Here is a 12,835-nt window from a genome sequence, read left to right as displayed (position 1 = left end):
GCGCTCCAATATCGTCTCGACCAGGAAAAATTAGAAAAAAGACCGGACTGCATCAGCGAGTTCAGTCGGTGCATTATAATTCACATCGTGTGCCGCCCTTTTAATGACGACGAGTTGTCCTTGTGGCAGTTGCTGAGTGACATATTCAGCCCACTCCTGAGGCACAATCGTATCCCAGGAACCGCGTACTACCAGAGTAGGAATGTTCATCTGTGTCAGGTACGTTTCTATCGTATCCTCAAGTCCATAGTGAAAGGTAGCCGCAAAGCGGCGAAAGCCAAGCTCCATGTAGTCGAGCATCACCATAGGGTAGAGCGATACAGGCTCACGAAGGGCGTTCACCAGCCAGCGACCAATCTCTTGATGTGCGGTCCGTGCACGTATATCCATTGTGGGACTGACCAGGATAGCCGCCTGGATACGCTCTGGATGACGAACAGCAAAACGTGCGATGATCTGACACCCAAGAGAATTCCCAAGCAACGCTACCCGGGACAATCCAATGGTTGTCATCCATGCGGCCAGGGTATCGGCCATCTCATCCAGGTCCTGATAATGATCGGGTTTATGGCTTTTACCAAAGCCTGGAAGTTCAGGAAGGTATACGTGATAGTCAGCCGCCAATTGGCTAGCCGTTGGCGTCATATACCGACTCGACACTACCAGTCCATGAACCATGACGATAGTAGGACGATCCGGTTCTGGCCGCTGATATGGCACGCGATAATGCATGGTACAATCTGCTACCCGTGCCCATTTGCTTTCCATGTTTTTTTTATGGTGTTTCATTATATATAGACACGAAATGCAACGCATATGGGTTGCAAAGCGTGAAATAGAAAGTGTGATGAAATGTAGCGAAATAAAAAGGAGTATGATATCAATAGACCTTATTTTAAAAAACCTGAGCGGCGTGCTGTGCAGGTTGAAGGCTCCCACGTGCCCTACCAGGTAATAGGGGAGGGAGAACCGTTGATCCTGGTACATGGTCTCTCTGGTTCAATGCGCTGGTGGCAGCACAACGTTCAGGCACTTGCACAGGATCATTGCGTCTATCTGATCGATTTACCAGGCTTCGGTACCATGCGTCGGGTGCGCAATCGCTTCGCCATCGTGCATGTTGCTCGCTGGCTGCTCGCATGGATGGAAGCAGTAAAGATACAAAGGGCGCATTTTATGGGGCACTCAATGGGAGGCTATATCTGCATCTGGATCGCGGCCCACCATCCCGAGGTTGTCTCGCGCCTGATTTTGATCTCACCTGCGGTGCTCACTCAAATTCATACCGTATGGGGCTATACACGTCCCCTGCTGACAGCCATTCGCTATATAAAGAAGGGTTTCTTCTCAATTCTGGCGTTTGATGCCCTACGCGCTGGTCCCCTCACCTTGCTGCGAGCGGCTCATGACCTGCTCTCCGTTGATGCTCAGGGAGATATTACAAAGATTACAGCCCCAACCCTTCTCGTCTGGGGAGAACACGATACGCTGATTCCACCATCGGTAGGAAAAATATTATGCACCACCATCGCCAATTCCTATCTTGTCGTATTAAAGAATGCCAGCCATGTAAGCATGTATGATCAGCCAGAGCATTTTAATCGGCTCGCGGAGACCTTTCTTAAAGGCCAAAGTCTCGATGAAGCATCCTCTTGCTAGTTTACTCCATACAGCCCCCCCATAAAAACTAACAGTGTGTCTTGTGAATTAAGTTCTCCAGAGCATAAGCAGTGTCAGTTTGCCAGATAGTGAGTTAGCAGAAATCTGTCAGGATGAAAATTGCCTGGCTTGCAGAAAAATGCAAAGCCCCAAAGTGCATTTTTGTTGATGGAAAGCTTATTTGTATGGTACTCTACACTTATTATATAACTTTATGCATAGATGCATATGTTTGATAACTTTTGCATCCATATGATATATTTTCGTTGCTTTATTCATTCCATTCAGGTCCACCCAAACACAGGTCTATTCCATATCTCTCACCAAGACAAGAAAAGGAGAAATGCATGCCGAGCTGGGCAGGGCAACAATTAGGGAACTATCGCCTGATTCGCCGAATTGGAAGAGGTGGCTCAGGGCAAGTTTACCTGGGCGAACACATTTACCTTAAAACGTATGCGGCCATCAAGCTTTTATTGGAAAATGACGGAGAAGAGAGGCAGGTAGAATCATTTAAAACGGCTTTCCTTCATGAAGCCCGCAAAATTGCCTCACTGAAGCATCCACATATTTTGCGAGTCTTAGAATTCGGCATAGAAATGTCAACTCCATATCTGGTAATGGAGTATGCCGCCCATGGAACTCTACTTGATCGTCATCCTCGGGGGACCAGAGTTGTCTTGAAGCAGGTTGTCACCTATACGAAACAGATCGCCCAGGCTCTGCATTATGCACACCAGGTTCGGCTGATCCATCGTGATGTGAAACCCGCCAATGTACTCCTCGATGAGTATGATACTCTATTGCTCAGCGATTTTGGCATTGCAACAATCGCGCACCGCACCTCTTCAATGCGCACAAGCCCATACGCAGGTACCGCAGCCTATATGGCACCTGAACAATTACGGGGCAAACCAGTTCCAGCCAGCGACCAGTATGCGCTGGCTATTATGATTTATGAATGGCTCTGCGGACAACTACCCTATCAAGGTGATCTCATTATGATGGGAATGCAGCACCTGACTGCTCCAATCCCTTCCTTACGTATTCACAATAAAACGCTCTCGCCTTCAATCGAGGCGGTTGTTCATCAGGCGATGGCCAAAGATCCTCGGCAACGTTTCAGTAGTATCCTGGAATTTGCGTTGGCCTTAGAAGAGACAAGCCGAGCACCTCAACAATCCATAAACGATACAATCTTATTTCAATCGGTATTATCTCAACCACCATCCCCACCGCCATCAACCAAAATTGCACCTCCCATTAGCCAGAAGCAACCAGTGTTGTCTGCAAAAAACAGTACATCTGGAAGCAAGTTTTCACGTCGAGCAGCGATAGCAGGATTGGTAACTGTGGGATTAGGAGCTGGCATTACATGGGAAGCGCTCAAATATTTTGCTGTTTCACCACCAGATTGTGGAACAGCGTTCTCTGATGATTTTCAAGGGAATATACATCCTGGTTGGACCTGGGTCGATCCAACCAATCGCTCAATATACCGCATAACTGCGCCTGGCACACTTTCAATAACGGCACCAACAAATGCTGATCTAAACGCGCAAACAAATTTTCAAGCCCCCAGATTACTACAACCTATTCGTGGCAATTTTACACTTGAAACATTGGTTGAAGTGGCTGCAAGCCCACCACTCTCCTTCTGGGAGGTGGGCCTCGTCATCTGGCAGGATCAGGATAATTTTCTCCGTGTAGGACTAAATACTCGGACGTTTGACTTTGAGCAGGTAGCAAATGGAGTATTCCGCCATAATGCCCCGGACGCTTTAGCAGGAGCAACCATACGAACATCACAAGCCGAGCTAAAAATCCTGCGCTCCAATGATACATTTAGCGCATATTACCGCCTCCCTGAAAAGACATGGCAATTAATCAATACGACGAATATACACCTGCAAAATTTGCAAGTTGGACCACTCCTCGTAAATATCGCTGAATCACCATTTACAGCCTATTATCATTATGTCAGAGTGACATGTAATTGAAATCAGGAAATCCTGTAAAGTAAGTCAACATCTGTTTCTAAACGCAGGCTCGTTAAAACTATAGAGGAGGTGATGTTCTCATCACCTCCTCTTTCATATGCATTGACTTTCAACAAATTATTGATGACCTCAACACTCCTCTGGCCAAACGGGCGAGCTACAAGTGTTGCGTGCGTGGATTGTGCGAATATCGCTATTTTCAATAACCTCTACAAAAAACACACTTACTATGTGTATTCAGCAATTTATTATGAGTATGAGAAGATTAGTGAAGAGGCAACGAAATATCAGCTATAACCATAAGAGCATGCTCTTATGGTTATAGACCACCTATGAAATACCCAAGTTGTTAAAATGCAAAAAAATCATATACGCATTAATCTTCTCATGAGAAAAAATGTGTATTGTTTTTCCCAAAAATAGATCACCTTATACACTATTTTTGCGGAACTACTTTTGTCACCAAAATTATCGACACAACAGGGAGTTCGTATGCGTATACACATCATCCATAGAAAGATGATTATTCCTCACTGCCTCTTGATTGCTCTTTTCCTCTCTCTTCTCAGTACCAGCGGACTTGTCCATGCAGCTGGTCCTGTATCTGGCTTACCAAATGGGAATGGGCATAGTGGCCATACTGGACAGAAACATTTCCAGGTACAAACTCCCACGCAAGGGAATGCTACAACTAACCCAAATAATGCTGCGGTTCAATACGCTGAAGGTCACTGGGATTGGAATTGGCAATCGACAGAGAGTACAGCTAATCCACTTCACGTCCAACAAGGTGATTTACAAGGCAACTTTCAATGTGCTGAGTTCGTTGCGCGAGCTCTTACGGCTGAAGGATTTTTCTCTGAGCTTAACGCTGATACCTCAACATCTGACCAATATGCAAATTATTCGGGCTATAATCTACGACTAGTCGGTGATCTTTATACGTACATTACAAACAATGGGCTGGGAACTGATATCGGGAATAATCCACAAGAGGCCGTTCCCGGCGATGTCGTTTTTTACACAACCCCCACATCTGGAATGTTTCATACCGTCCTCCTTACTGCAACTGGGACCACAATCAACGGTGCAGATACGCTGATGGACGGCCACAATGTTGCTGAACATAGTCAACCATATTCGCCTGGATGGGATGAATATGGCAACCAGGCTTCAATTACCATTGTTCATATGAACGTTACGCCTCCTTCAACATCTAAACAGCAAGTATATACCTACATTGGTCACACCACCGATAACCGCTTAGAAGTCTATGCTCGGGGAAGTAACAACAACATCTGGCATCGTTATCGTCTCGCAGGGGGTGGCTGGTCCAATTGGGGCGAACTACAACCTGGCGGCCAATTCAATGGCAATCCTGCTGTCGGCATCAATAAGAATGGGACCAAGTACCAGATTCAGGAAATCTTCGCCCGTGGCAATGATAATAATATCTGGCACATCTGGCAGACGTCGCCCGATGGAGATTGGATCTCGGCCTGGCAACCACTACAAGCAGGATTTTCATTTCAAGGTACCCCCGCAGTAGGCTATACGGCCAAGGGATATCTAGAAGTCTATGCTCGTGGCAGTGACAATAACATCTGGCACAACTACCAAAATGCTAATGGAAGTTGGTCAGGGTGGGGTCCGTTAGAAAGCGGCGGTCAATTTAATGGTGATCCAGTCGTGGGCAATTACGCCGACGGCCATCAAGAGGTGTTCGCTCGCGGTAATGATAACAATATCTGGCATATCTGGCAGACGGCACCGGATGGAGACTGGATCGCTAGTTGGCAACCTTTGGCCAAAGGCTATACCTTCCTGGGCACGCCTGCTATCGGGTTTACAGCAGATAAGCAGATCGAAATTTACGCTCGTGGGGTTGACAATAACATCTACCATAACTGGCAATATAACGGGAACTGGAATGGGTGGACGCCACTGCAGGCAGGAGGTCAGTTTGTTGGTGATCCAGCGGTCGTGACCAACAACAATGGTGCCCAGGATGTTTTCGCGGTTGGGAGTAATCATGATATGTGGCACATTTGGAAAACAGCTCCGGATGGTGGATGGGTCAATGGATGGCAAGATCTTCAAGCCAACTATCCTTTTGAAGGCACGCCGGCAGCCCAACTCGATACTGGTGGTAGTGAAGAAGTCTTTGCCATTGACAACGGAACCCACGCCATATGGCACAACTGGCAGGATCCAAGTTATCAGTGGAGCGGCTGGAATAAATTTACTGATCAACAAGGTTTCACGCAATAAAGATGAGTAGGTTGCCATTACCTACTTGAATAATCTAGCATTTTTCGAGGATGGCAAGAAACACAGAAACCTCCTGGGAATGTCTGTCGGTTTTAGTTACAGACATTCCCAGGAGGTTTCTGTGTTGAGTATATATATTTATTTCTCGCTGAAAAGAAGGGCCTCTTTCATTTCATCGATGAGCATCAATAATAATGAGGTATCAGGATGATGAGAACCAAAGGTACGCTTTCTAATCATATAAGCACGCTGAAGAAGAGGTTGTGCCTCAATTCTATTGTCTTGCTTTTGATAAAGAATTGCGAATGCATGAAGGGTGTCGCTAATATCAGGATGATAAGGGGAAAAACACTCTTCTTGAATACTAAGAGCATGAAGGTATAATGGCTTAGCCTTAGCATAATCCATTTGATGGGTATAAAGTGTGGCTAATGTCGAAAGCATAATAGCCGTCCAGGGGTGTTTCATGCCAAGTTGATCTTCACAAATTTTGAGTGCTTGCGTAACGAATGGTTCTGCCTCCTGGTATTTTCTTTGATCAATATAAAGAAGCGCCACATTATTCATCGCGAATGCTGTTCTGGGATGAAATAGACCAAAACCTTTTTTCCTGATTTCAAGGACACGTAGTATGATGGGTTCTGCAACCTCATACTTTCCTTGTTTATAATAGAGTCGACCTAGAATAGAGAGCGTATTTGCGGTGGAAGGATGTTCAAGACCGAGGTGTTCCTCACAAATGCGGAGAGCACGCAGAGCATAGTTTTCCGCCTGCTCATATTTACCTTGCTGCCCATATAACTTGGCAAGATTACTCAAATTTTGCGCAGTCAGTGGGTGGATAGGGCCTAAATGCTCTTCCCGAACCTTCAAGGCATGCAGAAACAATGTCTCAGCCTGCTCATATTCTCCTTGATCAAGATAGACCAACGCAAGATTACTTCTGGTTGTTGCGGTTAAAGGGTGGTCTACACCTAATTGCTTTTCTTTACTCTGTAAAGAACGATGGAACAGTTGCTTCGACTTCTCGTATCGTCCTTGATGATGATACAAAATAGCAAGATTATTCAAGCTCGCAACCGTTTCTGGATGGTCTGAGCCTAAGTGATATTCATGACTCTTTAATGCCTGTAAATACATGCGTTCCGCCTGTTCATACTGCCCTTGATTGGCAGAAAGAACAGCGAGATTATTCAAGACCAATGCGACAGATGTATGCATAGGATCCAGATATTCCTGACAAATGTGTAAAGCCTGGCGGTAGATTTTTTCAGCCTGCTCATATGAGCCTTGATTATAATATAACCATCCCAGATCATTGAGCGCTAAAATATTACGCGGATGTGAACTATCTACCAATTGCTCATACATCTGTAGGGTCTGCAAGAAAAAGGATTCCGCATGGGCATACTGTCCCTGCTCCTGTAAATATTTCGCTGCTTTATGCAATAACAAAGCCACTGAACAAGAATTGTAGTGTCTTTGTTGAGCAAAATTGAGGCAGTTCAATACGTGTGGGATGAGTTGCTGGCACCATGTCCATTGCTCAAGGCTAAGGATATCTAAAGGAAAGGTCTCGTTGAGGAGATCCACACATTGTTGGATTACATCTTTGTACGTTTCCTCATCCATTTCATTCCGCAATACTGTCTGCAACAAGCGATGCAGACTAAATGTGCTATTTTGATTATCTCGTTGAAGCAGTGATTGTAAACGAAATAATTCCATGATCTCGTTAAAAACAAATTTTTCATATTTGGGCGAAGCGTGAACAGGAACTTCAACCTGATCAGCACCTTCAATAAAGAGAGCATCGGGAATCATATCGGCGTCAAGAAAAGCACAGACCTGAAGGACGTGAATGATGGAAGCATGTTGCAACCTTAACCGCTCAAAAGCAAGGAGAAATGTCGTTGTCACAGACGCTGGATGATTTGTCGGAATACGACCACGTCTGGTCAGGAGAACTTGATGCTTCTGTTCGTAGAAGTGAAGATAGTCAGAAAAGTTGGAGCCAGTTTCTAGTAAATATGCTCCAGCTTGATCTAAAGCGAGTGGTAATCCTCCTAATGTCTGTGAAATTTTGCATGCAAGCGTTTGTTCTTGCAATGATATCCCAGTTAATGGGTCATTCATTGCTACTCGTTTAATACGCCGTAATAAGAGAAGCATGCCTTGTTCATCAGGGAAAGGATTGAGCGGGAGAGACATAGCAACAGGTTCAGTCACCTGAAGGCGCGTTGTCAGCAGTATATGTCCATCAGGAAGTGCCAGAGGGAAAAAAGATTGTAGCAGATCAAGGTCTTCTACATTGTCATAAATAAGCAGGTAGTTTCTATGTCTGGCAAACCAATGGAGAACCGCATTGACTATTTTCTGCTGGTCTTGATCTGACGTTTGAGGAAGACTCAGGCAGCTAGCGATAATGGAAAAACTTCGCATGATCTGCTCAGATGATTCCGAGCTAATCCAAAAAACACCATCATATTCCAGGGCATGTATATAAGCATATGCTAATGCCGTCTGTGTTTTCCCAATACCTCCTAGACCACTAAGAGCAAGCGGCTGAGGAAAAGCAACTGCTGCTTCTTGAGAGAACGTTGTATGAATGTGCTCTAAAATATCGTCTCGACCAGTAAAAAAAGGATTCCGTTGATAGGGAACGTTCCAATAAGTTGAGACAGCTGTTAAACTTGCTTCCAACAACTGGCGGGTTTCTTGTTCATTAAGAGACAACTGTTTGGCAAGTTCTAGCACGATGCCTTTACTATCAGGAAGGCAGATACCACGCTCCCATTTTCCAATGGTGTTGATGTGCATACCAAGGCGTAGCGCCAGTTTCTTCTGACTTACTTTTTTCTGCTTCCTCAGGTGTTTTAATATATCACTAAATGGTCCCGATAAAAAACTATTCAATAGCTACCACCTCAAAATTTTGCCGTACGACAACGTCTAAAATTTGGGCAAATTCTTCTATGTAGAAATAGAAGAAACGTGTAAGATTCCTGATTCTCCGTCCTTTAGGGAAAAGGTGAGCTTGGCCACAACAGTCAGGTACTTTTTCACCTTTTCTACCTTCCCTACGGGAACACAATTAGCTGAAATTTTTACTTGCATCACTTAATATGCTAATTTTAGCTAAAAAATGTCTGTATAACAGTATCAACTGGTATCGTTTCTAGTATCATGAAGTATCATATCAATGTATATTAGAAACATTATATAATGCAAATTGTTCTAAAGTATCACCAGACCGATCGTTTTTCCTACAAACAAATACTCTCGTTGTGTGCTTTAAAAAAAAGCACACAACGAGAGTATTTGTTTAGTAACAACCAAACTGGCCTGGCATCTGGAGACGGAATTGTATCTATACTCCGATCATTGGCAACAGCTATCTTATCTACTGAGGCACCAATATAGCGATCAATAGAATCGTTATCTGGATGGCAACAACTTAAGGGTTGCGGTATGTGCTTGCGGAGTTATCATCGGGTCAACATATGTCGCGCTGTATTTCTTGTATTTCGATCGATAGGTAGCGTCTATTTTCATTACTTGTCCAGGTAGTCATTGCAGAACCTCCCTTATATCCATATTCGTATAAAAACCAATGAGGGCTGGACAGACCAACACCTCCCCTGGCTTGAAGAAAATCCCAGCCGGTTGTGGTATAAACCTGGAGGTGTATGTTCTATCTAGAGCATATTATAGACATTCTCACCGCAAGATTATAAAAATTTCTCGTGACGCGATGAGTTTTTCTGAGGGACTTCTGATAGAGACCCAGAGTTTTTTGAGCGTCTGTTTACTATCTGCATGCTAGGATATACAGAGTTGATAGTACTCCTCATCTGGGGGCTATCTTGCAGTAATTGCGCTCGCTATAATTCAACGCAACATATATCCTGGAAAGATTTTTGCAGCATGGAATTAACCTATAAACAGCTAACATTGCTCTTGATGTTTCTTGGTGCCGATCTGCTGGTTATCGGTGTCTTCGACAAGTATGTCATCGATATATGGGGATGTACCCTCTGTTATGTCCTGGTAATGATAGTGTGGCTTCACCATACTATCATTACCAGAAAAAGAGAACAGACGCATAGAGGATAACTATTTCTTCATAGACTCATCAAAAAAGGCAATCACTTTTCACATATAGGCTTCGGCCCCTACCTACGGTGTGGTGAAGATGCTAAACTCACTACCACCTTTCGCGGAGACGACTCCTTCGTTCTGTTCCTTCGCTAAGGCAATGAGGGCCCCGCTAACATCACCGGGTTTCCAGTTATCCCCTTGTTGTGGCTGAGCGATACGTGAGAGTAGCGTTTCCGCGGTCCAACCTTCGGGCAACTTGCCGGTTACCCAGCCAGACTTTGTGGCATCGCTGATCGTACGGATCGTCTGGAAGAGGACATCCCAACGTACGTTCTTCCCGGTGTGAGCCGCCAACTCCAGCAACTTGAGTAAGGTGGCACTGCCTTTTTTGAGACGAGCCGCGTACTGGGTCTCGCCTTGCTTCGTTTGGAATTCGCGGATACCGCGACGCACGCTAGCCACCTTGCCGTTTTTCGTTTTCCGCCGTTCTGGCAATGTCGCTGGTTTGGTACCAGGAGCCGTCCCGTGGAGTTGGCGCAATACTGGCACATACTTGGCTAACGGTTTCTGGCGCTGGTTTGGACTCGGATGAATGGCCTGACGGATGATAGAGCCGTTAATGCCCAGGGAGCGGCCGATATCGGCGTATGTCCAGCCGTCTGCCATCAGGGCCGCGATCGCATCCGCCGCCGGTGTCATTTCTGCCATCGATTTCCTTCTTTCCTCAGGCGTTCGTTGCCTGTTGCCGCTGCAACAGATCGAGCGCTTCATAGGTATGCGGTGCGTTCACCGACTGCTGGATGGCCCATTTCAAGCGTAGTGTGCCTCGTTTCGTGTTGGCATTCCACACGGGTTGTTCCTGTGTCATGGCAATGGCATCGGTCCGTATCGCGATGATCGACTCCCGTGGTAGGGTGAGAGCGGCTTTAATCATGCGGGCGCGACAACGTGCCCAGACTTGCGCTGCCCATTCCGGGTGATCAAATTGCTGGCTGTAACCTTCCGTTGCCGTCGGGACACTATACCAGACGGTGTCTTCATCGATCTCTCGGCGACTCGTATAATCAGCTGGTGCCGGCTCATCCATGCCCATGATATACGTGACGTTCCGCGTCGAGCGGTTGAAGGTGCCAATGCCATGAAGCACAATATTACGGATACCACCACGTACCAATTGAAACACATGTGTGCGCTCTTGCGCCTCCAATGCATCCCGTTCCACCTTCTCGCGCAACGTAGCCAGTTTCTCAATAATGCCATCCAGCGGCTTCTTCTGAGCCGATTCTTTCTCTGGCTTGAAGACGATGCGCTCCAGAATCTCAACGCTCCAGGCAGCAAAACCCTGATCGATGGTGAGATACGCTGACGAAAGCACATCCAGCTCTGAACCATCTACCCACGTCTCGTACGTCTTCCCAACATACTCCGCGCCTGGAAAGGCCCATGTGTGTCGATCACGCGGGTTCCCCGTCACCTGCTCTCGTGGTGTCATAAACAAGCCTAGATGACTCCAGCTGGTTGGCACTGTATACCGTATACGGTAGCGCGCCGCCACTTTCCCAGCGTACTCATTGCGGGTATCGTGGTAGGCAATTTCCGTGGGCAAGCCCCATGCCAGCGCGCTATACATAAAAATACCATCATAATAATATAAAGAAGGCAATGTTTTGAGCCCGGACAGCGTACACAGTTCTATGCGGCCTTGACCAGACGTTGAGCGAATCTGCTCGCGGAGCGGCAACGGGAGTGGGGCAAACTCCTTCTTCTGGATACGATTAAGCCGGGTCCAGAGCGATTGGAAGGTGAGCGCGGGTGTCGCATAGGCGCTGGCATCATCCCCAAACACCAACTGCAGGTAGCGGGTGAGGAGCTGGATCGCTTCTCGGGCCTCGCCCGCCGTACCCTCGGTCCCAAACCAGGAGTAGACATGGCGAATCTCAATCTCCTGGTCAGTACTGCGCCGACTGTAGCGCGCCACCGTCTCCTCAGGGCGCTCATCCGAGAGATAATGCCCACGCTTTCCCGTCGTGTACCACTGTCGCAGTGCTCTCTCCAGGACCCAACCCTCATAGGATCCACTGGCATCGGTCGGCAGTTCCCCGCAGAGCCACACACGTACCTGGCCAGCTTCTCTCAGAAAAGGTATTTGCGCCAACACGACCGATAACAAAGCCTGCTCAGCAAATGTAAAGTGCTCCCCTGCTTCCGTTACCCCCTCGCCACGCTGCACATCAACATACACAATCAACCGCCGTACACGCTGGCGCGCTGGATAGATTGGAGTTTCCTGTTCCTCAGCTTCTGGTTGCTCTTCAATCAACGCATTCATTTCCTGGACCTCACGCGCCATAATTGGCTCCGGAGGGATCATCACCGCTGGCTCCTCCATAGACAATTGCACAGCTACAGGCTCATTGCTGGCCACATCTTCCTGTGACGCCATTTTCCGTCGATAGCCTTTCACACGTGGCTGATATTCATGGCCGCGCAACCACTCCAAAAAATCAGGATGATCCGTCTTGATTAACCACGCATCACCAGAACGATACACACCGTTTCCCAACGTGCCAGCTTTTGCTGCCTGCGTCAACGTCGTGCGGTGGATTCCATAGGCTGCCCCCACCACCGTCGCCGTCTGCACCGACTCCTCAAATTCCTTGAGCTCCATGCCTGCTCACCACTCCTCTTTTCATGCGTTGACTCTTCTTTTTCGCCCCTATAATACATCAAAAGATTATTCACTGCAATCAAAGGTAGGCCTGGGGATAATAAAAAGCTTGCGGGTGTCATTCAAATTTTTGCAA

9 protein-coding genes are annotated in these 12,835 nt (G+C 46.7%); 4 read left to right on the top strand and 5 right to left on the bottom strand.

Going from position 1 to position 12,835, the window contains the following annotated elements; genetic code table 11:
* Positions 1 to 30: 30 nt before the first annotated feature.
* Entirely contained in the window at positions 31 to 732 is a 702-nt protein-coding gene (locus EL633_RS32345) for an alpha/beta fold hydrolase (protein ID WP_161982635.1), read from the bottom strand.
* A gap of 240 nt (positions 733 to 972) precedes the next feature.
* Here EL633_RS32345 and EL633_RS32340 point away from each other — a divergent pair, with 240 nt between their 5' ends.
* The 3 genes from EL633_RS32340 (at position 973) to EL633_RS32330 (ending at position 5,930) form a co-directional block, all read left to right on the top strand.
* Positions 973 to 1,659: an alpha/beta fold hydrolase gene (locus EL633_RS32340; RefSeq protein WP_126631333.1), complete on the top strand. Its 687-nt coding sequence runs from the start codon at positions 973 to 975 to the stop codon at positions 1,657 to 1,659.
* Positions 1,660 to 2,006: 347 nt separating this feature from the next.
* Positions 2,007 to 3,659 (top strand): serine/threonine-protein kinase, encoded by a 1,653-nt coding sequence (locus EL633_RS32335; protein WP_126631332.1) that lies wholly within the window; start codon positions 2,007 to 2,009, stop codon positions 3,657 to 3,659.
* A gap of 492 nt (positions 3,660 to 4,151) precedes the next feature.
* Positions 4,152 to 5,930, top strand: a complete 1,779-nt coding sequence (locus EL633_RS32330; protein ID WP_126631331.1) for a DUF8189 domain-containing protein — start codon at positions 4,152 to 4,154, stop codon at positions 5,928 to 5,930.
* 138 nt (positions 5,931 to 6,068) lie between these two features.
* Here EL633_RS32330 and fxsT read toward each other — a convergent pair whose 3' ends face one another.
* Complete coding sequence (gene fxsT, locus EL633_RS32325) at positions 6,069 to 8,846, bottom strand: FxSxx-COOH system tetratricopeptide repeat protein (RefSeq protein ID WP_126631330.1); 2,778 nt, start codon at positions 8,844 to 8,846, stop codon at positions 6,069 to 6,071.
* 522 nt (positions 8,847 to 9,368) lie between these two features.
* Positions 9,369 to 9,485 (bottom strand): DUF2255 family protein, encoded by a 117-nt coding sequence (locus tag EL633_RS38340; RefSeq protein WP_126631329.1) that lies wholly within the window; start codon positions 9,483 to 9,485, stop codon positions 9,369 to 9,371.
* Between the two features lie 372 nt (positions 9,486 to 9,857).
* On the opposite strand from EL633_RS38340, the gene EL633_RS32315 reads away from it, so the two are divergent.
* Positions 9,858 to 10,046, top strand: coding sequence for a hypothetical protein (locus EL633_RS32315; protein WP_126631328.1), 189 nt, complete (start codon positions 9,858 to 9,860; stop codon positions 10,044 to 10,046).
* Positions 10,047 to 10,109: 63 nt separating this feature from the next.
* On the opposite strand, the gene EL633_RS32310 is transcribed toward EL633_RS32315, so the two are convergent.
* The gene (locus EL633_RS32310; protein WP_126631327.1) at positions 10,110 to 10,739 is read right to left on the bottom strand and encodes a hypothetical protein; all 630 of its coding nucleotides are present in this window, start codon (positions 10,737 to 10,739) and stop codon (positions 10,110 to 10,112) included.
* Positions 10,740 to 10,755: 16 nt separating this feature from the next.
* The gene (locus EL633_RS32305) at positions 10,756 to 12,699 is read right to left on the bottom strand and encodes a hypothetical protein (protein ID WP_126631326.1); all 1,944 of its coding nucleotides are present in this window, start codon (positions 12,697 to 12,699) and stop codon (positions 10,756 to 10,758) included.
* Positions 12,700 to 12,835: the final 136 nt, after the last annotated feature.

It is taken from the genome of Dictyobacter alpinus, from assembly GCF_003967575.1.
Taxonomy (GTDB): domain Bacteria; phylum Chloroflexota; class Ktedonobacteria; order Ktedonobacterales; family Ktedonobacteraceae; genus Dictyobacter; species Dictyobacter alpinus.
This window is presented reverse-complemented; position numbering and strand designations above follow the sequence as displayed.

What these genes read in the sequence shown, in the direction of transcription:
- EL633_RS32345 (WP_161982635.1), bottom strand. Translation starts at nt 732, where the DNA reads ATGCATTATCGCGTGCCATATCAGCGGCCAGAACCGGATCGTCCTACT.
- EL633_RS32335 (WP_126631332.1), top strand. Translation starts at nt 2,007, where the DNA reads ATGCCGAGCTGGGCAGGGCAACAATTAGGGAACTATCGCCTGATTCGC.
- EL633_RS32330 (WP_126631331.1), top strand. Translation starts at nt 4,152, where the DNA reads ATGCGTATACACATCATCCATAGAAAGATGATTATTCCTCACTGCCTC.
- EL633_RS38340 (WP_126631329.1), bottom strand. Translation starts at nt 9,485, where the DNA reads ATGAAAATAGACGCTACCTATCGATCGAAATACAAGAAATACAGCGCG.
- EL633_RS32315 (WP_126631328.1), top strand. Translation starts at nt 9,858, where the DNA reads ATGGAATTAACCTATAAACAGCTAACATTGCTCTTGATGTTTCTTGGT.
- EL633_RS32310 (WP_126631327.1), bottom strand. Translation starts at nt 10,739, where the DNA reads ATGGCAGAAATGACACCGGCGGCGGATGCGATCGCGGCCCTGATGGCA.
- EL633_RS32305 (WP_126631326.1), bottom strand. Translation starts at nt 12,699, where the DNA reads ATGGAGCTCAAGGAATTTGAGGAGTCGGTGCAGACGGCGACGGTGGTG.